At 68.0% G+C, this 23,366-nt stretch carries 1 protein-coding gene (running past one end of the window); it reads right to left on the bottom strand.

Translation table 11 applies throughout. From position 1 onward, the window contains the following. On the bottom strand, nucleotides 1-23,366 hold the 5' portion of the coding sequence (locus tag ACQP2D_RS05295) for a non-ribosomal peptide synthase/polyketide synthase (protein WP_433685539.1). The gene continues 13,984 nt to the left of window position 1, outside the view; only the first 23,366 of its 37,350 coding nucleotides appear in the window; the start codon lies at nucleotides 23,364-23,366; its stop codon lies off the left edge, out of view.

Genomic DNA, 23,366 nt, shown 5'->3' with positions numbered 1-23,366 from the left:
GGGCGCAGCCGCGAATCCAGCACGTAGACCTGGGTATTGAAGACCGGCGCACCGATCGGCACGGTATCGGTATCGGTCGCGACCACCTCGTGGAAGGTGACGTCGACCGCGGCCTCGGTCGGACCGTACAGGTTGTGCAGCGCCGCACCGGCCAACTCGCGCAGGCGGTGCGCGGGCTTGGGCGGCAGCGCCTCACCGGAGGCGAAGACCAGCCGCAGCGACTCACACCGCCCCGCCGCCGCATCGGCCACGAAGACCGAGAGCATGGACGGCACGAAGTGGGTGACGGTGACCCGCTCGGCGGTGATGATCTCGGCGAGGTAGGCCGGATCGCGATGTCCGTCCGGGCGCGCGACGACCAGGCGCGCACCGATCTGCAACGGCCAGAAGAACTCCCACACCGACACGTCGAAGGTCGCGGGCGTCTTCTGCAGTACGGCATCGGCGCTGGTCAGCCCGTAGGCCGACTGCATCCACACCAGGCGGTTCACGATCGCCGCATGGCTGACCGCGACACCCTTCGGACGGCCGGTGGAACCCGAGGTGAAGATCACGTAGGCGGTATTCGACGGACGCAGCGGCGCACGCCGTTCCGCGTCGGTGACCGGCTCATCCGGTAGCCCGAACAGGTCGAGCAGGTCGATGCGCACCTGGGCGGTATCGATCTTCAGATCGTCACCGGAGGTCAGCACGCAGACCGGATCGGCGGTGGCGAGAATGTATTCCGTGCGGTCGGCCGGATGATCCGGATCCAGCGGCACATACGCGCCACCGGCCACGGTCACCGCGTACATGCCGACCACCAGATCGATGGAGCGCCGCATGCCAAGGGCCACATACGATTCCGGGCCGACGCCGCGTTCGATGAGCCAGCGCGCCAAACCGTAGACCCTGGAACCGAATTCGGCGTAGGTCAGACTGGTTCCCTCGAACGTCAGCGCGGTCGCGTCCGGGGTCGCGGCGAGCTGGGCCTCGAACATCGAGACCAGCGTGGCCGCATCGTCTACCACGTGCGCGGTGTCGTTCCAGTCCGACACCACCAGCTCGCGCTCGACGGTATCGAGCAGTTCGATATCCCCGACGGGCACGGCGGGTTCGGTGGTGATCGCGGTCAGCACCCGGACCAGTCGATCGGCGATGCGGCGCACCGTCTGCTCGTCGAACAGATCGCGCAGGTAGCCCGCGCGGATCCGCAGCTGCGTGTCCAGCTGCGCGATCAGGGTCAGCGGGTAGTGGGTGGCGTCGGCGGCCTGCATATCGATGACCGCCATGCCATCGATATCGGCGGCCTGGGCCCGGATGCCCTCGGCATCGACCGGATAGGACTCGAAGACCACCAGCGTGTCGAACAGACCGCCGATACCGGCGGCGGACTGGATATCGGCCAGGCCGACGTAGTGGTGATCGAGCAGATCCGCCTGCTCGCCCTGGGTACGGGTCAGCAGCTCGCCCGCCGATTCCGACGGATCGAAGCGCACCCGCACCGGAACGGTATTGATGAACAGGCCGACCATCGATTCGACACCGGTGAGCTGGGCCGGACGCCCGGACACCGTGGTACCGAACAGCACATCGTCGCGGCTGGTCATCCGGCCGATCAGGATGCCCCAGGCGACCTGCAGCACGGTATTCGGCGTGACACCGAGCGAGGCGGCCACCTCGGTCAGTCGCGCGGTCGCCCGCTCGTCCAGTTCGAAGAAGTATTCGCCCGACAGCGAGGTGATCTCGCGGCCCGCGTCCGGACGCGACAGCAGCGTGGGTTCGCTGACACCGCGCAGCGCATCGGCCCACGCGGCCACCGAGGCCGCATGATCCTGCTGCCTGGTCCATTCCAGGAAGTGCCGGTAGGAGCGCACCGCGGGCAGCACATTGGTATCGGCGTGGGCCGCGTAGAGCACCAGCAGATCCCGCATGAGCAGCGGCATGGACCAGCCGTCGAGCAGGATGTGGTGGTTGGAGACCACGAACTGCCAGCGGTCCTGGGCCACCTGGATCAGGGTGAACCGGATCAGCGGCGGCGCCGTCAGATCGAAACGCTCGGTGCGGTCCGCGGCGATGAGGTCGGCGTCGTCGCCGGATTCGATCCGGTCGTGCTCGGCCCAGGCGACGCGGACGCTGTCGAGCACCACCTGCACCGGGTTGCCGTCGTTATCGGTGACGAACGCGGTGCGCAGGTTCTCGTAGCGGTCCACCAGAGCCTGTGCGGCCGAACGCAACCGGGTCGCGTCCACCCGGCCGGTGAGCGTCAGCACGGCCTGCGCGGTGTAGACGTCCACCGAGGTGGCGGCCAGGCGCGCGTGGAAGAGCAGACCCGCCTGCAGTGCCGACAGCGGCCAGATATCGGCCAAGGCCGGGAAGCGCTGCTCCCAGTTGTCGATATCGCGCTGGGTCGAGCGCACCAGGGCGAAGTCCGACGGTGTGTGCCCACCGGCGCCGTTCGAATGGGCGTGCCGGGCAACCGCTTCCAGCGCGGTGACCCACAGCTCGCCGAATTCGCGGACCTGCGTGGCGTCCAGCAGGGTGGTCGGGTAGCCGATATTCGCGGTCAGCTTGTCGCCGACCACGATGGCATTGATATCCAGCGGCGCCATCGCGGGCATATCCGCGTCGTAGGCGCCGCCGAGCGCGCCGAGTTCCGCGGCCGGGATCCAGCCGAAGCCGCGCAGCGCCTCGGGCACATCGCCCTCGGAGACGCGGCCCAGGTAGTTGAAGCTCACCTGGCCCGGCTGTGCGGCGGGCAGTTCGGTGGCGGTCGCCGCATTCATATAGCGCAGCAGGCCGTAGCCGATGCCCTTGTCCGGCACCGCGAGCAGCTGTTCCTTGACCGCCTTGACGGCCTTGCCCAGGGCCGGGCCGCCGGTCAGCGCGGCATCGATATCGATACCGGACAGATCGAAGCGCACCGGGAAGATCGCGGTGAACCAGCCGACCGTGCGGGACAGATCCGCGCCGGGCACGATGTCCTCTTCGCGGCCATGGCCTTCCAGTCGGAGCAACAGCGCGTCGTCGGTGCGGGTGCCGGTGCGGCGCGCGCGCCACTTCGCGGTTGCCAGGGCGAGCGCGGTGAGCAGACCGTCGTTGACACCGCCGTGGAACAGCGCGGGCACCGTGGTCAACAGCGCCTTGGTGACCTCGGCGGACACCTCGACCTGCAGCTTGTCGATGACACCCGAGGTATCCACGGTCGGATCCATCGGCCGCTCGGTCAGCAGCGGATCCGCGGTGGCGACCACCGAACGCCAGTAGTCGAGTTCGGCCACCCGCTGGGCACTTTCGGCCTCACGCCGCAATGCGTCCGCCCAGGCCCGCATCGAGGTGGCGGGCGCGACGAGCTGCGGATCCTGGCCCGCGGTGAGCTGACCCCACGCGGTGACGAAGTCCGGCACCAGGATGCGCCAGGAAACACCGTCCACCACCAGGTGATGCGCGGCCACGATGAGTCGGCCGCCGCGGCTGCCGTCCGACGGCTCCAGCCAGACGAACCGAACCACCACGCCCGCGGCCGGATCCAGCAGATCCAGCGACGCATCCAGTGCGGCGGCGGCGATGTCGACCAGTCCGGCCGTGTCCACGCCCGCGTCGAATTCGGTGCGGTCGATCAGCGCGTCGACATCGACCGTGCCCGGTGCGGCGGTGTCGACGATCCAGTCGTCGCCGTCGCGGTAGAGCCGCGCCCGCAGCATGTCGTGGCGATCGATCACCGCGCCAACGGTTTTCGCGATACCGGCCCGGTCGATGCCGACCGGCAGCTCCAGTGCCATGGTCTGGTTGAACCGGCCGAACGACCCGTCGCGCTCGGCCATGAACCGGACCACCGGGGTCAACGGCATGGCGCCGACGCCACCACCGGGCAGCTCGGCCAGCGCCTCGATACTGGATTCGGTGCTGTCGGTGGTCTCGGCGACCGCGGCGAGTCCGGCCACGGTGCGCTGTTCGAAGACGTGGCGCGGGGTGAAGACGACACCGCGTGCCTTGGCCCGCGAGACCAGCTGAATCGAGACGATGCTGTCGCCGCCGAGTGCGAAGAACGAATCGTCGACACCGACGCGATCCACCCCGAGCACCTCGGCGAAGACCTCGGCGATGGTGTGCTCGATCGGGGTGCGCGGCGCGCGGAAGACGACCTCGGTCGCGAATACCGGCTCCGGCAACGCCTTGCGGTCCAGCTTGCCGACCGGGGTCAGCGGGATGTGGTCGATGACCATCACCGACGACGGCACCATATAGGCGGGCAGGCGTTCTTCGACGTGCGCGGTCAGCTCGGCCACGTCGATCGAATGCCCCTGCGCCGCGACCACATACGAGACCAGCGAGGTCGCGCCCGCGGTGCTCTTGTGGCCGACGGTGACGGCGAAGTCGACGGTCTCGTGCGAGGCCAGCGCGGCGTCGATCTCACCGAGTTCGATGCGGAAGCCGCGCACCTTGACCTGGAAGTCGGAGCGGCCGACATATTCGACGGTACCGCTGTGCGTCCAGCGGACCACGTCACCGGTGCGGTACATCCGCGCACCCGCGACATACGGGTTGGCCACGAAACGTTCGGCGCTCAGCCCGGCCCGCGCGTGGTAGCCGCGCGCCAGCTGAATGCCCGACAGATACAGCTCACCCGCGACACCCACTGGCACCGGCCGCAGCTGGGCGTCCAGGATCAGCGACTGCATACCGCGGATCGGGGCACCGATCACCACCGTGTCACCGGCCACCAGCGGATCGCTGATATTGGTCATGATCGTGGTCTCGGTCGGACCGTACCCGTTGTGGAAGTTGCGGACCGACCCGTTCTCCAGCGGCACGGCCCATTTCGCGACCAGATCCGCCGGCACCGCCTCACCACCGGCGACCAGCACCCGCAGCGAGTCCAGCCCGGTCGGGTCGAAGGTGGCCAGCGCGGCCGGGGTGATGAACGCGTGCGTGACCCGCTCGGTGCGGATCAGCTCGGACAGTTCCTCACCGCCGTAGACACCGGGCGGCGTCACCACGAGCGCGCCACCGGCGCCGATCGCGAGCAGCAGCTCGAGGATCGAGGCGTCGAAGCTCGGCGAGGCGAAATGCAATGCGCGCGAACCAGAATCGAGGTCGTAGCGCACGATCTGCTCGACACTGAAGTTCGCGAGACCCGCATGGGTGACCACCACGCCCTTGGGCACGCCGGTCGAGCCCGAGGTGTAGATGACGTAGGCCGGATGCGCCGGACGCAGCGGGCGGACCCGGTCGGCGTCGGTGATCGGACCGCCGTCGAAGGCATCCAGGTCGAGGTCTTCGAGCACCAGCCAGCGCGCCGATTCCGGCAGGCCGTCACGGACCGCCGCGACCGTGAGGCCAACGGGGGAACCGGAATCGGTGACCATATGCGCGATGCGCTCGGCCGGATAGTTGGGGTCCACCGGTACGAAGGCCGCACCGGTCTTCGACACCGCCCAGGCGGCGAATACCGAATCCGCGGACCGCGGCACACCGACGGCGACCAGATCCTCGGTGCCGATGCCCTCGGCAATGAGCAAGCGGGCCAAGCGGTTCGAGCGCTCGTCGAGCTCGCCATAGGACACACGTGTCCCCTGGAAGACCACGGCGGTCGACTTCGGGTCCATCGCGGCGGCCTCGGCCAGCAACTCCGGCAGCGTGCGCGCGGGAACGGCCGCGGGGCCGGTGCGGGCGATGAGATCGGCGCGCTCCTGGGCATCGAGCACGTCGATCGCGCCGACGGTGACCGTCGGATCGGCGGCGATGGCCTCGAGCACGCGCCGCCAGCGCTGGGTGATCTCGGCGGCGGTCGCCTCGTCGAACAGTTCAGTGGCGTAGGTGAGCGCCAGCGTCATGCCGGTGGAACCGGTTTCCGACAGCGTGAACTGCAGGTCGAACCGGGCGACGTTCTCCTCGAGGTCCAGCGCGGACACCGAGAGACCCGGCAGTTCCAGCGCGGTGCGATCCAGGTTCTGGAATGCGAGCATCACCTGGAACAGCGGGTTGCGCGCCTGGGAGCGTTCCGGCGCGAGCAGTTCCACCAGGCGCTCGAACGGCACGTCGGCATTGCCGAAGGCGTCCAGATCGGTCGCCCGCACCCGGTCCAGCAGTTCGGTGAACGACTCGGACTGGCTCACCCCGGTGCGCAGCACGAGGGTGTTGACGAACATGCCGACCAGATCGTCGAGTGCCTGCTCACCGCGTCCGGCGATCGGCGAGCCGACGGCGACATCGTCGGTGCCCGACAGCCGGGCCAGCAGCACGCTCAGCGCGCTGTGCATCACCATGAACAGCGACGCACCGCGTTGCCGTGCAATGGCTTCCAGTGTCGCGATGAGCTCACCGGGCAGTTCGGTCTGCAGTGTCGCGCCGCGATGCGAGGCGATCGCGGGGCGCGGCCGGTCGGTGGGCAGCGGCAGTTCGTCCGGCACACCGTCGAGCGCGCGCTGCCAGTGTGCGACCTGACGCGCCATCAGCGATGCCGGATCGTCCTCGGAGCCGAGCACCTCCCGCTGCCAGATCGCGAAGTCCGCGTACTGCACCGGCAGTGGCGCCCAGCCGGGCGCGGCGTCCTGGGTGCGCGCGGAGTAGGCGAGCATGACATCGCGGGTCAGCGGGCCCATGGAGAAGCCGTCGGCCGCGATGTGGTGCACCACCACGACGAGCACATGCTCGTCGGGCCCCGCGGCGAACAGCCTGGTCCGCAGCGGAACCTGTTCGGAGACATCGAATCCGGTGCTGACGAACTCGGTCACCACCACGGTCAGCTCGGCCGGATCGACCGAAACCGGCTGCAGGTCCAGCGCGATCGCGTCGGCGGGCACGATCACCTGTACCGGGGTGCCGCCGTGCTCCGGGTAGCGGGTGCGCAGCGATTCGTGCCTGCGCACCACATCCGCCACCGCCAACCGCAGCGCCTCGAGATCGAGGGCACCGGTCAATCGAATGGCGATCGGCAGGTTGTAGGCCGCCGATGCGGTGTCGTACTTGTTCAGGAACCACATGCGCTGCTGCGCGAACGACAGCGGCACCAGTTCGTCGGCCTTGCGCGGGCGGGCGAGCAGCCGGGCCCGCGCCGCACCGTCGGCATGCGATTCCACCCGGGCCGCGAGCCCTTCCACGGTGGAGGCCTCGAACAGCGCGCGCACCGGCACCGTGGTGCCGAGGGCAGCGCCGATCCGGGACACCACCCTGGTCGCGATGAGCGAGTTGCCGCCGAGATCGAAGAAGTCATCGTCGACGCCGACCCGGGGCAGGTCGAGCACATCGGCGAAGACGGCGGCCACCGTCTCCTGCACCGGGGTGACCGGAGCGCGGAAAGCCTTGGCCTGCACCGCGGGTGCGGGCAGCGCGCGGCGATCCAGCTTGCCGTTGACGGTCAACGGGATCCACTCGAGCCGAACCAGCGCCGCGGGCACCATGTACGACGGAAGTCGTTGCGCCGCACCGCTGCGCACCACATCGAGATCGGGGATCACCTCGGGTTCGGCGACCACATAGGCCACGATCCGCTGATCGCCCGGCTGGTCCTCGCGAACGATGACCGCGGCCTGGGCGATGCCGGGCTGGGCCAGGATCGCCGATTCGATCTCGCCGAGTTCGATGCGGAAACCGCGCACCTTCACCTGATCGTCGGCGCGACCGAGGTATTCGAGTTCGCCGAAGCGGTTCCAGCGCGCGAGGTCGCCGGAGCGGTACAGGCGCGTGCCCGCCGCATCGGCGTCGGCGAGCGGGTTCGCGACGAAGCGGGTGGTGGTCAGGTCCGGGCGGCCCAGGTAGCCGCGGGCCAATTGCGGTCCCGCGACATACATTTCGCCCGCGACCCCCACCGGTACCGGCCGCAGCCGGTTGTCGAGCACGTACACCCGCAGACCCGCGATGGCGCGCCCGACCACACTGCCGGAGGCGGCGGCGATGGTCGCGGCGTCCAGCGCGCGGTAGGACACGTGCACCGTGGTCTCGGTGATGCCGTACATGTTGACCAGCAGCGGAGCGACCGGCGCGGAGCCCGCGGAACGCTTCTTGGCACCGTCGCCGTGTCGGGCGACCCAATCGGCGAGCCGGCGCAGTTCGAGGGCTTCACCGCCGAACACCACATAGCGCAGCGCCAGCGGTTCGGCGTCCGGCGCGGCATTGCGATCGGCCTCGGCCAGTTGGTAGAACGCGGACGGCGTCTGGTTGAGCACCGTGACCTGTTCCACCCGCAGCAGTTCCAGGAACTGTTCGGGCGAGCGCGAGGTGTAGTAGTCGACGACCACCAGGGTGCCGCCGAACAGCAGCGGACCCCACAGCTCCCACACCGAGAAGTCGAAGGCGTAGGAGTGGAACAGCGTCCACACATCGTCGGGGCCGAAGCCGAAGTCGCGATCGGTATTGGCGAACAGCCGCACCACATTCCGATGCGCGACCGCGACACCCTTCGGGCGTCCGGTCGAACCGGAGGTGTAGATCACGTACGCCACATTGTCCGGGGTGAGCGCCGCGAGGCGGTCGGCGTCGGTGATCGGGGCGTCGTCGGCGTCCTCGATATTGCCGGTCTCCACCGCGAATCCATCGAGGACCACGGTCGGCAGTTCGGCGGGCACGCTCACCTGGACCGTGGAATCGAGGATCACGCTGGTCGGACGCGAATCCGCGAGCACATAGGCGATGCGGTCGGCCGGGTAGGTCGGATCCACCGGCACATAGCCCGCACCGGTCTTCACCACCGCGAGCAGCGCGACCACCAGGTCCAGCGAGCGGGGCAGGATCACCGCGACCAGCGATTCCGGACCGGCGCCGTCGGCGATCAGCCTGCGCGCCAGCACATTCGCGCGCCGGTCCAGCTCCGCGTAGGTCAGCGATTCGATGCCGAACTTGGCCGCGGTATTGTCCGGATGCGCGGCTACCGCCTGCTCGAACAGGTCGACCAGCGTGGTGCCGGGTGCGGCGAATCGCGCTGTGCCGCCATCGAATCCGGACGACACCCAGCGCTGCGACACATTCAGCCGCTCGGCCTCACCGAGCAGATCGATATCGCCGATGACGATCTCGGGATCCTCGACCACACTCCGCAGAATCCGGACCAGACGATCGGCGAAGGATGCCACCGTCTCCGGATCGAACAGTTCGGTGGCGTAGTTCCACGACATGCCCAGCGCGCCGTCGGCGGCCTCGCCGACGGTCAGCTGCACATCGAATTTGGCGGTGCCCGGATCGAATTCGACCACGGACAGCTCCACACCCGGCAGGGCGACGGTGCCCATATCGGCGGCCGAGGCGGCCTCGAAGGTCAGCGCAACCTGGAACAGCGGGTGATGCGCCTGCGACCGGGCCGGGCTGATGACGTCGACCAGCCGCTCGAACGGCACATCGGCATTGGCGAAGGCCGCCAGATCGGTGCGGCGCACCTGGGCCAGCAGATCGCTGAACTTGGCGCTCGGATCGACCTCATTGCGCAGCACCAGCGTATTGACGAACATGCCGACCAGATCGTCGAGCGCGCGTTCACCGCGTCCGGCGATCGGGGTGCCGATGGCGATATCGGTGCTGTTGGACAGCCGGGCCGCCCAAGTCGCCAGCGCGGCGTGGACGACCATGAACAGCGTGACCCCGCGGGCGCGGGCGAGTTCGGCCAGTGCGGTGTGCAATTCGGCGTCGACCGAGAAACCGTGGGTGCCACCGGCATTGGAGGCGACCTCGGGCCGCGAGCGGTCCGCGGGCAGCTCGATCTGGTCGGGCAGATCGGCCAGCTGCCCGGTCCAGTACGCGAGCTGCTGTGCCGCGACGGATTGCGGATCGTCCTCGCTGCCGAGCACCGCGCGCTGCCACAGCGCGTAGTCGGCGTACTGGACATCCAGTGGCGCCCATGCGGGCACCTCACCGCGGCTGCGCTCGGTGTAGGCCAGCACCACATCGCGCAGCAGCGGGCGCAGCGAGAAGCCGTCACCGCTGATGTGGTGCATGACGAGCACCGCGACGTGGTTGTTGTCATCGATGCTGAGCAGATTGGCCCGGAACGGCACCTCACTGGTCACATCGAAGTGGGCACTGGCCAGCTCGACAATGCGCGCGGGCACCGTGGCGGGCGCGATCGCCTCGGCCACCAGCTCGAAGCGCACCTCGTCGGTGTGCAGAACGTGCTGGTAGCCGGTGCCTTCCAGCTCCGGGTAGATGGTGCGCAGCGCCTCGTGGCGGGCCAGCACATCGCCGATGGCGGCGTTCAACGCCGCGATATCGACATCGCCAGTGAGCCGGATGGCGACCGGAATGTTGTTGACCGCGGTCTGGTTGTCGAAGCGGTTGAGGAACCACATCCGCTGCTGGGCCAGCGACAGCGGGACCAGCTCCGGGCGCGGCTGTGCGGTCAGTGCCGCCCGGCCGCCTGCTCCGGCGGCCGATTCCACCAGCGCGGCCAGCGCCGCTACATTCGAGGCCTCGAACAGTGCGCGCACCGGGATCTGGGTGTCCAGTGCCGCACCGAGCCGCGCCGCCACCTGCGTGGCGATCAGCGAATTGCCGCCGAGTTCGAAGAAGTCGTCGTCCAGGCCGACACCGTGGCCGACCCCCTGCAAGCCCAGCACCTCGGCGAAGGTGCCCGCGACGATCTCCTCCACCGGAGTGGTCGGCGCGCGGAAGACCTTGGCCGCGAAGGCCGGTGCGGGCAGTGCCTTGCGATCCAGCTTGCCGGAGGCATTGAGCGGGAACGCGTCGAGCACCATATAGGCCGCGGGCACCATGTAGGCGGGCAGCTGCTCGACCAGCGTGTTCTTCATGGTCTCGACAACGATGGCGCGGTCCGGGTTCGCGACCAGATAGGCGACCAGCTGATCGCCCGTCCGCTCATCGGAATGCACCAGTACGACCGCCTGCGCCACCGCGTCCTGTGCGGTGAGCGCCGACTCGATCTCCCCGAGTTCGATGCGCAGACCGCGCAGCTTCACCTGGAAGTCGGTGCGGCCCAGGTACTCCAGCTCGCCGCGCGCGGTCCACATGACGAGGTCGCCGGTGCGGTACATGCGCGCGGCAGTGCCGAACGGGTTCGCGATGAACCGCTCGGTGGTCAGGTCGGGGCGGCCGACATAGCCGTGCGCCAGCTGGGCGCCCGCCAGATACAGCTCACCCGGAACGCCGGCCGGCACCGGACGCAACCGCGAATCCAGCACGTACACCTGGGTGTTGAATACCGGGGCGCCGATCGGCACCGAGCTGACATCGGCGTCGGTCACCTCGTGGAAGGTGACGTCGACCGCGGCCTCGGTCGGCCCGTACAGATTGTGCAGCCGCGCGCCGGTCAGCTGGCGCAGGCGCTGGGCCGTCACCGCGGGCAATGCCTCACCGGAGGCGAAGACATTGCGCAGGCTCGCGCATTCGGCCGCGCGATCCTCGGCGACGAATACCGAGAGCATCGACGGCACGAAGTGCACCGTGGTGACCTGCTCCTCGACGATCAAACGTGCCATATAGGCCGGATCGCGATGGCCGTCGGGCTTGGCGACGACCAGGCGCGCGCCGACCTGCAACGGCCAGAAGAACTCCCACACCGACACATCGAAGGTCGCCGGCGTCTTCTGCAGCACCACATCATCGGCCGCGAGACCGTATTCGGCGTGCATCCACACCAGACGGTTGACGATCGCGGCGTGCGAGACGGCCACACCCTTCGGGCGGCCGGTCGAACCCGAGGTGAAGATCACGTACGCGGTATTGCCCGGACGCAGCGGCCGATGCCGATCCGCATCCGTCAGCGGCTCGTCCGAGAATTCGGCGAGGTCGAGTTCATCGATGCGGACCTGCCGCGACACCGTGGTCTCCAGATCGGTGCCGGAGGTCAGCACGCACACCGGGCGCGCGGTCTCCAGGATGTAGTCGATCCGTTCGGCCGGATGATCCGGATCCAGCGGCACATAGGCACCACCGGCGGCATTGATCGCGTACATGCCGACGACCAGGTCGATCGAGCGCCGCATACCGAGGGCGACATACGATTCCGGGCCGACGCCGTTCTGCTTCAGCCAGCGCGCCAACCGGTGCACCCGGGCGCCGAACTCGGCATAGGACAGACTGGTCCCCTCGTAGGAGACCGCGTACTCGTCCGGGGTACGCACCAGCTGTGCCTCGAACAGCGAAACCAGCGTCGCGGCCGCATCACCCACCGGTGAGGTGAGCGCCGCGTCCACCGGGAATTCGGTGTCGTTCCATTGGTCGAGCACCAGAGCCCGCTCGGTGCCGTCGAGCAGATCGATATCGCCCACCGCGACCGACGGTGCCGCGGTGATACCGTGCAACACCCGGACGAAACGCTCGGCGAAGGATTCGGCGAACAGCTCGTCGAAAAGGTCAGTGGCATAGACGAGTTCGGCATCCATCTCGGATTCCGCGCCCTCGCTCAGCGTGAGCTGCAGGTCGACCTTGGCGGTCGGCTGGTCGATGCCCAGCTCGGAGACCGCGAGGCCCGGCAATTCGAGCGAGGTGCGGCCCAGGTTCTGGAACGACAGCATCACCTGGAACAGCGGATGCCGCGCCTGCGAGCGGGCCGGGTTGAGCACCTCGACCAGCCGCTCGAACGGCACATCGGCGTGTGCGAAGGCCTGCAGATCGCGCTCGCGCACGTGGCCGAGCAGGTCGGTGAACGATTCGGACGGATCAACCGCGGTACGCAAAACCAGGGTGTTGACGAACATGCCGACCAGATCGTCGAGCACCTGCTCACCGCGACCGGCCACCGGGATGCCGATGGCGATGTCATCGGAACCGCTCAGGCGCGCGAGCAGTGTCGCGAAGGCGCTGTGCACCACCATGAACAGCGTGGTGCTGTGCTCGTGCGCGACGCGGTTCAGCGCGTCGACCAGGGCGCCGGGCAGCCGGAATCGATGTGTCCGTGCCTGATACGAGGCGACCACCGGCCGCGGCTTCGGCGAAAGGCGCAGTTCCTCGGGCAGTCCGGCCAGGGTTTCGCGCCAGTAGCCGAGCTGTTCGGAGATCAGCGAGGTCGGATCGTCCTCGGCGCCGAGGGTTTCGCGCTGCCACAGCGCGTAATCCACGTACTGCACCGGCAGCGGAGCCCAGACCGGCGCGGATTCGGAGCTGCGCGCGATATAGGCCGACATGAGGTCGCGCACCAGCGGACGCATCGAGAAGCCGTCCGCCGCAATGTGGTGCACGACGACCGCGAGCACATGATCCTGGGTGTTGTCGCGCCACTTCTTGCTGCTCAGCGGCGCGCGCTCGACCTGGTAGAGCCGAATCCGCACCGGGGATTCGGTGGTCACGTCGAAGCCGCGACCGATGAATTCATAGAGGGCGCCGCCCATTTCGCTCTCGGCGACCGGGACGATCTCCAGTTCCGGCAGCGCCCGCGCGGCCGGGAGCACCTGCTGGTAGGCCACGCCCTCGTGGGAGGGGTAGACCGTGCGCAGCGATTCGTGCCGGGTGATCACATCGGCGATGGCACCGCGCAGCGCGGGCAGATCCAGATGCCCGTGCAGCCGCACCGCCACCGGAATATTGTCGGCGGCCGAATCGGCGTCGAAGCGGTTGAGGAACCACATCCGCTGCTGCGCCAGCGACAGCGGCGGGTACTCCGGGCGCGGACGCGGGGTCAGCGCCTGACGGCCACCGGCCCCGGCATTGGCCTCCATGCGCGCGGCGAGCGCGGCCACGGTCGGCGCCTCGAACAGCAGCCGGACCGGAACCTGGGTGTCCAGTGCCGCACCGAGGCGCGCCACCACCTGGGTGGCGACCAGCGAGTTGCCGCCGAGATCGAAGAAGTTGTCGTCGATGCCGATCCGGTCATGGCTGAGCACATCGCCGAAAATGCCGACGACGATCTCTTCGATCGGCGTCGACGGCGCGCGGAATTCCTTGGCCTCGAAGACGGGCTCGGGCAGTGCGCGCCGGTCCAGCTTGCCGTTGGGGTTCAACGGCATGGCATCGAGCACCACAATGGCGGACGGGACCATATACGAGGGCAGTTGCTCGCTCAGGTGCCCGCGCAGCTCATCGAGGTCGACGGTGCCGCCATTGGCGGGCACTACATAGGCGACCAGCTGATCGCCGGTACGGGCATCCGAGCGCACCAGCGCCACGGCCTGCGCGACCGAATCGTGCGCGGTGAGAGCGGTTTCGATCTCACCGAGTTCGATGCGCAGACCGCGCAGCTTGACCTGGAAGTCGGTACGGCCCAGGTAAACGATCGACCCGTTGGCATTGCGGGTGACCAGATCACCGGTGCGGTACATCCGGGCACCGGAGGTGCCGAACGGGTTGGCCACGAAGCGATCCGCGGTCAGATCGGCGCGGCCGAAGTAACCGCGCGCCAACTGCGCACCCGCGAGATAGAGCTCACCCGCGACACCCGGTGCGACCGGATGCAGGCGGGCATCGAGCACATACGCCTGGGCATTCCAGACGGGCAGGCCGATCGGCACCGCGCCGACCAGGCCCTGTGCCACCGGTCCGTGGGTCGCGTGCACCGCGAATTCGGTTGGGCCGTAGAGGTTGTACAGCTCGGCGGAACTGACCCGGCGAATGGCCGCGACCGCGTCTCCGGTGAAGGCCTCACCGGCGATGAGCAGGGCACGCAGCGATTCCAGCGCCGCACCACCGGCAGCATCCACACTGCCCGCGAACACGGTCAACATCGACGGCACGAACGAAGTCATCGTGACCCGCTCGGCCGCAATCACATCCGCCAAATACTGCGGATCACGATGGCCATCCGGGCTCGCGACGACGATCCGACCGCCGGTGCTCAACGGGCCGAACAACTCCCACACCGACACGTCGAACGTCGCCGGAGTCTTGAACAACACCACATCATCGGCCCCGATGCCGTACTCACCAGTGATCCAACGAATCTGGTTGACCACAGCCGCATGCGGTACGGCAACACCCTTCGGACGACCCGTCGAACCCGACGTGAAGATCACATACGCGGTGTTCTCCGCCCGCAGCGGTGCGATCCGCTCCGCATCGGTGACCGGCTCGTCGGAGTACCCGGACAGCTCCAGCTCATCGATGGACAGCGTCGGCAGACCGCCGCTCTCGAAGTTGTCGCGCGAGCTCGTCAGCACACAGACCGGTGCCGCCGACTCGAGCACATAGCTGATCCGCTCGGTCGGCTGGTCCAGGTCCAATGGCACATAGCCGCCGCCCGCTTCCTGCACCGCGTACGCCGCGACCACAAGGTCGACCGAACGCCGCAGACCGAGCGCCACCAGCTTTTCCGGACCGACCCCGGCCTCGATGAGACGCCGCGCCAACCGGTGCACGCGCGCGCCGAATTCGGCATATGTCAGCGTCGCGGAGCGACTCGATGAGGGGTGGTGGTCGGGCGACGGGTGGGCCAGCGAGGTTCCGGTCGCCGGATCCACGATCGCGACCGCATCCGGGGTGGCGGCGGCCTGCGCAGCGAACTCGCCCACCAGGGTGAGCCCAGCCCCGTCACCCCGGCGAGCGCCGGAACGACGCGGGGAGCGCCCGGGCTGCCGACGCGGCAGCAAATCGCGCCGGGTGTCGTTCCAGCCGGTCAGCGCCAGGGCGGTTTCGTCATCGTCGAGCAGCCCGATATCGCCGACCGGCACCGTCGGATCGGCGATGATGGCCGCCAGCACCCGATCCAGGCGCCGCGCGAACGCCGCCACCGTCGCCTCGTCGAAAAGGTCGAGCGCATAGGAGAATTCGGCCGACATACCGGCCGCCTCACCATGCTCCTGGGTCTCCTGCAGGGTCAGCTGCAGGTCGAACTTGGCCAGCCTGGCGTCGTAATCGATGCCATTGACCGACAGTCCGGGCAGTTCCAGATTGGCCTGTCTGGTGTTCTGGAAGGCCAGCATCACCTGGAACAGCGGATGGCGCGCCTGCGAACGAGCCGGGTTCAGGATCTCGACCAGCCGCTCGAACGGCAGGTCCGCATGGGCGAAGGCGTGCAGATCCGTTTCCCTGGCCTGCGCGAGCAGATCCGCGAAACTGGCGGAGCCGTCCACATTCGTGCGCAGCACAAGGGTGTTGACGAACATGCCGATCAGATCGTCGAGCGCGGCCTCACCACGACCGGCGGCCGGGGTGCCGATCGTGATATCGCCGGTACCGCTGGCCCGCGCCAACAGCACCGCGAGCGCACTGTGCATCACCATGAACAGCGACGCATTGTGCTTGCGCCCCAAGTCGATCAGCGCGCGCTGGGTCTCGGCGGAGATCACGAACGCGTAGGTGCCACCCCGGTAGGAGGCGACCGCCGGACGCGGACGATCCGATGGCAGCACCAATTCGTCGGGCAGATCGGCGAGTTCGTTGGTCCAGTACCCAATCTGGCTGGCGATCAACGAATTCGGATCGTCCTCGGAGCCGAGCACCTCGCGCTGCCACAGCGCGTAGTCGGCGTACTGCACCGGCAGCGCGGACCAGGCGGGCGATTCCCATGAGGTGCGCGCGGCATAGGCCACCATGACATCGCGCGCCAGCGGTCCCATGGACCAGCCGTCGGCCGAAATGTGGTGCACCACCATACCGAGCACATATTCGGATTCGCTGATCTCGAACAGCCGGGCGTGCAGCGGCACCTCATCGGTGACATCGAAGGCCATGGAGGCCAGGTCGACCAGATGCTCGACCAGCGTCTCCTCGGTGACCCGGTACGGGGTCAGGTCCGGAACGATCTGTGCCGCATCCAGAATCCGTTGCACCGGACCGTTCTTGGTCTCCGGGAATACGGTGCGCAGCGATTCGTGCCGGTCGATCACATCGATGACCGCGACCTGCAGCGCGGCGACATCGAGGTCACCGGACAGCCGGATCGCGACCGGGATGTTGTTGACCGCCGATTCGGTATCGAACCGGTTGAGGAACCACATGCGCTGCTGTGCCAGCGACAGTGGCACCTGCTCGGGCCGCGACCGGGCCACCAGCGCCTTGCGCGCGCCGTCACCGGCATGCGATTCCACCCGGGACGCCAGCGCCGCCACGGTGGACGCCTCGAACAGCATGCGCACCGGCACCCGGGTGTCGAGCGCGATGCCCAGGCGCGAGGCGACCTGGGTGGCGATCAGCGAGTTGCCGCCGAGTTCGAAGAAGTCGTCGTCGACACCGACCCGGGAGATGCCGAGCACCTCACCGAAGATCTGGGCGACGATCTCCTCGATCGGGGTACTCGGCGCACGGAATTCGCGCACCTCGAAGACCGGCGCGGGCAGCGCCTTGCGGTCCAGCTTGCCGGACGGGTTGAGCGGGAACGCGTCCAGGCCGACGATCGCCGAGGGCACCATGTACGAGGGCAGGGTGCGGTGCAGCGAGTTCTTGATGTCATCGACATCGGCGACGCCACCCGGGGTGACCACATAGGCGACCAGCTGATCGCCCGCGACGGTATCCATGACGAGCACGACGGCCTGGGTGACCGCGGCATGTTCGAGCAGCGCGGTCTCGATCTCACCGAGTTCGATGCGCTGGCCGCGGAATTTCACCTGGAAGTCGGTGCGGCCGATGTACTCCAGCACACCGGCGGTCCCGATCGCCGGATCCTGCGGCGCGGTCCAGCGGACCAGGTCTCCAGTGCGGTACAGGCGCGCGCCCGGTGCGCCGAACGGGTCGGCGACGAACCGCTCCGCCGACAGGTCGGGGCGGCCGTGGTAGCCGCGGGCCACCTGGACACCGCCCAGGTACAGCTCGCCCGGCACTCCGACCGGCACCGGGTTCAGGCCCGCATCGAGCACATAGGTCTGCGCATTCCATACCGGGCGGCCGATCGGCACCGTGGTCGGCGCGGCCTCATCGATATGCCAGGCGGTGGCGTGCACGGTGAATTCGGTCGGACCGTACAGGTTGTGCACGGCGGCACCGCAGAACTGCCGGAATGTGGTCACCGTGGCCGGCGGCAGCGCCTCACCGGCGACGAGAACCGCACGCAGCGAAGCGCATTCGGCCGCGGACGCGGCCCCGGCGAAGACCGAGAGCATCGAGGGCACGAACGAGGTCATGGTGACCCCGTGGCGGCCGATGATCTCCGACAGGTACATCGGATCGCGGTGACCGTCCGGCGCGGCAATGAGCATGCGCGCGCCGACCGCCAGGGTGCCGAACAGCTCCCACACCGACACGTCGAAGGTGACCGGCGTCTTCTGCAGGATCACATCGGCGGCGTCGATGCCGTATTCACTGGTGATCCAGGCGATCTGGTTGACGACACCGGCATGGCTGACCGCCACGCCCTTGGGTCGGCCGGTCGAACCGGAGGTGTAGAGCACGTAGGCGGTGTTCGAAGACCGCAGCGGCGCAAGGCGTTCGGTATCGGTGACCGGCGTGTCGTCGAAGTCGGCGAGGTCGAGGGTGTCGAGCTGGAACACCCGATGGTCACCGTCGGCGGCGACATCATCGGCGGTCGTGGTGAGCACGCAGACCGGATTCGAGCTGGCGAGGACATATTCGGTGCGCTCGGCCGGGTGATCGGGATCGATCGGCACATAGCCGCCACCCGCGGCCATGGTCGCGTAGATGGCCACCAGCATGTCCACCGAACGGCGAATGCCAACGGCCACCAGCGATTCCGGGCCGACGCCCTCGGCGATCAGCTTGCGGGCCAAGCGGTTGACCCGTGCCGAGAATTCGGCATACGACAGCGTCGCGTAGCGACTCGATGAGGGGTGGTGGTCGGGCGACGGGTGGGCGAGTTCGGTTCGCGGCCCGAACTCGCCTTCGCTGCGGGCACCGCCGTCGAAAACGACGGCGATCTCGTCCGGACGTTGACGCACCTGCGCGTCGAACAGGTCGAGCACGGTGGCGGCGGGCACCGGATCGGCGGTGCGGTTCCAGTCGTGCAGCACCGTCGCGCGCTCGGCGTCATCGAGGATATCGATATCGCGGACCGCGGATTCCGGTGCGGTGACGGCGGTTTCGAGCACGCGCAGGAAACGGCGGCCGAATTCGGCGACGGTTTCCGCATCGAACAGATCGGTGGCGAAGGACACCACGGTCGACATACCGGTGGGTTCGCCGTGCGCGCCGCGTCCCTCGGTGACCGTCCACTGCAGGTCGAATTTGGCGATATCGACCTCGAGCTCATCGGCGGTGACCGACAGGCCGGACAGCTCCATCGAACCGTGCGAGAGTTCCTGGAACGAGAGCATCACCTGGAACAGCGGATGCCGCGCCTGCGAACGGGTCGGGTTGAGCACCTCGACCAGCCGCTCGAACGGCACATCGGCATAGGCGAATGCGGCGAGATCGCCCTCGCGCGTGCGGGTCAGGAAGTCGGTGAAGGCCTCGCTGCCGTCGACCTCCGAACGCAGCACCAGGGTGTTGACGAACATGCCGATCAGATCATCGAGCGCCTGCTCACCGCGACCGGCGACCGGAGTGCCGATGGCGATATCGCTGGTACCGGACAGCCGCGACAGCAGCACCGCCAGCGACGCGTGCAGCACCATGAATACGCTGACGCCCTGGGCGCGCGCGAATGCGGCGATGCGCTCGTGCAGATCGACATCGATATCGAAGCCGACCCGGCCACCGCGGAAGCTCTGCACCGGCGGGCGCGGACGGTCGGCGGGTAGGTCGAGCTGATCCGGCAGACCGGCCAAAGCTCTACGCCAGTAGGCGATTTCGCGGGCCGCCATGGAACCGGGATCGGATTCCGCGCCGAGCAGCTCACGCTGCCACAGCGAGTAGTCGCGGTACTGCACCGGCAGCGGCGCCCACACCGGGGCCTCACCAGCGGCCCTGGCCAAGTAGGCGGCGGCGACATCGCGGGCCAGCGGACCGAACGAAAAACCATCCGCCGCAATGTGATGCACGACGAACGCGACCGCGTAGTCGGGGGTTCCGTTATTCGAACCGGTGACGCGGTAGACCCGCACCCGGATCGGCAGTTCGGTGGCGACATCGAATCCGGTGGCGGCGAATTCGACCAGCACGCCGTGCAATTCGGCGGGATCGATCGACTGCACCTCGATACCGAGATCGATCTCTTCCATCGGCAGCACCAGCTGGTAGCCGCCGTCACCGGACTCCGGGAAGATGGTGCGCAGCGACTCCTGGCGCGCCATCACATCGGTCAGCGCCACCTGCAGCGCATCGACATCGACCTGGCCGCGCAAGCGCACCACGAACGGCAGGTTGTAGGCGGGCACCGTGGAGTCGAACTGGTTGATGAACCACATCCGCTGCTGTGCCAGCGACAGCGGCACCCGCTCGGGCAGCTGCTGGGCGACCAGCGGCGGCCGCGCGGCATCGGCGGGACTCGCGGTTTCGGCGCGGGCGGCGATACCGGCCACCGTCGGGGTCTCGAACAGCGCACGCACCCCGATCTGGGTGCCGAATGCCGCACCGATCCGCGACACCACCTGGGTGGCGACCAGCGAGTTGCCGCCCAGATCGAAGAAGTTGTCATGGATGCCGACGCGCTCCTGGCTGAGCACATCGGCGAAGATGGCCGCGACGATCTGTTCGGCTTGGGTACGCGGGGCGCGGAATCCGGCGGCGTCCGCACTGAAGACCGGCTCCGGCAGGGCCTTTCGGTCCAGCTTGCCGGAGGTGTTGAGCGGGAACGCGTCCAGCACCATGATCGCGGCTGGCACCATGTAGCTGGGCAGCTTCTCCGCGACGAACCGGGTGAGTTCGGCCGATTCGATGGACTGTCCCGGCGCGGGCACCACATACGCGACCAACTGTTGGCCGGTGGCGGTATCCACCACCAGGACGGCGGCTTGGCTGACGGCGGGATGGGCGAGCAGATCCGTTTCGATCTCGCCGAGTTCGATGCGCTGACCGCGGAACTTCACCTGGAAGTCGGTGCGGCCGATGTATTCCAGCGTGCCGACGGCATTCCAGCGCACCAGGTCACCGGTGCGGTACATGCGTTCGCCGTGGGTGCCGAAGGGGTTGGCCACGAACCGATCCGAGGTCAGATCGGGACGGCCTCGGTAGCCGCGCGCGAGTTGGCGTCCACCCAGGTACAGCTCACCCGGTGCGCCGACGGCCGCGGGCCGCAGCCGCGCATCCAGCACGTAGACCTGGACGTTCCACTCCGGGATACCGATCGGCACCGTCACGGTATCGGCGGCGGTGGCCTCCCAGTAGGTCACCGAGACCGCGGCCTCGGTCGGACCGTAGAGGTTGTGCAGACCGGCGCTCGTGATCGCGCGGAAACCTGCCGCGGTTTCCGGTGGCAGTGCTTCACCGATGACGAAAACCGCACGCAGGGTGGCGCATTGGGTGGTGGTGGCGTGGGCGACGAAAACCGTCAGCATCGAGGGCACGAAGTCGGTGACGGTCACCTGGTGCCGCTGGATCATGTCGGCGACATACAGCGGATCCCGGTGCCCGTCGGGGGCGGCGATGATCAGCTTCGCGCCGACCATCAGCGGCAGGAAGTAGCCCCACAGTGATACGTCGAAGGTGGTGGCGGTCTTCTGCAGATACACGTCATCCGCGGTCAGGCGGTATTCATCGAGCATCCACAGCTGCTGATTGACGATCGCGTGGTGGGTGACCGCGACACCTTTGGGGCGTCCGGTCGAACCGGAGGTGTAGATGACGTAGGCGGTGTTGTCCGGACGCAGCGGCGCGCGTCGGTCGGTATCGGTGACCGGTGCGTGGTCGAAGGCCGACACGTCGAGGGTGTCGATCTGTACCCGGCGCACCGATTGCGGTAGTTCGAGTTCGTCGGAGGAGACAGTGAGTAGGCAGACCGGTGCCGCGGAGTCGAGGATGTAGGCGGTGCGATCGGCGGGGTGATCCGGATCGATCGGCACGTACGCGCCACCGGCCTTGAGCACCGCGTGCATGCCGATCACGAGGTCCAGTGAGCGTCGCATGCCGAGTGCGACCAGCGATTCCGGGCCGACACCGTCGGCGATCAGGAACCGGGCCAGTCGGTTGACCCGTGCGGCGAACTCGGCGTAGGTGAGCTGCGCGTCCTGGAAATCCAGCGCGATATTGTCCGGGGTCAGCTCGATCTGCGCATCGAGCAGCGCCGCCAGGGTGGTATCGGGAACGTCCTGCTCGGAGTCGTTCCACTCCAACAGAGTCAGTTCCCGCTCGTCCTCGGTGGTGGCCGGTAGCTCCCACACCACCGCATCGGCGTCCGCGGCCAGGAACCGGTCGAAGAACTCCAAGAACCGCGAATGATGCTGCGCGGCTTCGGCTTCGGTGTAGAGGTTCGGGTTGGTCTCGAAGTCGATATGCGAGCGGGTACCGCCGACCGACTGATAAAAATTGACACCGAGATCCTCGATACTGCCGGTCGACAGCACATTGAAGCTACCGACCATATCGCCGAGCACGATCTCGTTGTGGAACAACATGATGTTGATCCAGGGGCCGAAGAACTGCGCGCCGACACCAGTGTCGATGGTCGATCTGCCCGCGCTGTCGCGGCGGATGTCCTCGTGCCGGTAGCGCTGATGACGCAGCGCGCCCGACACCTCCACCGTCACCGAACGCAGCAGTTCCGCGACGGTCGTGTCATAGCCGACCCGCAACCGCAGCGGCACGATATTCGACGTCACGCCACCGGAACGGCGCATAGCGGCAGTGGTGCGCGCGGTCACCGGCAGGCTCAGGATCACCTCTTCCGCACCGGTCCACTGCGCCAAATAGGCGGCAAAACCCGCGATCAGCAGGCCCGCGGGCGAATTGTCGTGCCGCGCCACCGCATCGGCGAGCAGTGCGTCCTGCTCCGGCGACAACGCCGCGCTGGCCACACCGTTGAGCGGCGCGGGCGGCGCGGACCGGCCCGCCAGGCTCGTCCCATCCTCCAGCCCGGCGACCCGCTGGGCCCAGTGTTCCTTATCGGACTGGAATCGAGAGCTGTCGCGGTAAGAGATCTCCTGGTCGTAGAGGGTCCGCAGATCGGTGACCTTGGACGGGGGCGCTTCGACGCCGTTCTTCGCCGCGGTATACAGCTCGGCGGTACGTTGCATGTAGGTCATCGCGCCGAAACCGTCGAGCACGATGTGGTGCACCCGGGCGTACCAGTACCAGTGCTGGTCCGCCAACTGGAGTGCGGCGAGCCGGATCAGGCGATCGGACACGATGTTCAACGGACGGCTGTACTCCGCGCGCATCCAGGCCATCGCGGCCGCCTCGGGATCATCGGCGCCGCGCAGGTCGACGTAGACGATCTCGTCACGATCGGGAATCGTCGGATCAATGAACTGCTGCGGCTCACCGTCGCGTTCGACGATGCAGAGGAAGCCCGAGCCGAACTCGTTCGAGGCGTCGATACTGGCCTGCCGCAGCACCGCGCGATCCAGGTCACCGTGCAGGTCGATGTACTGGGCGATGTTGATCGGAACCTGCGGGTCCACGTGCTGCGCGTACCAGATGCCCAGCTGCGCGGGCGACAGCGGAAAGTACTCCGCAGCAGCCTGCGTAGCGCCCGCCCCTGTGTCACCAGTTTCGCCGTTTCCGCCGAAATCCAGCCGGTCCAA

The sequence above is a fragment of the Nocardia sp. CA-119907 genome (assembly GCF_050955995.1).
In the GTDB taxonomy this organism is placed as follows: Bacteria; Actinomycetota; Actinomycetes; order Mycobacteriales; family Mycobacteriaceae; genus Nocardia.
Note: the sequence above shows the minus strand (reverse complement) of the source record. Positions and strands in the feature narration are given on the sequence as shown.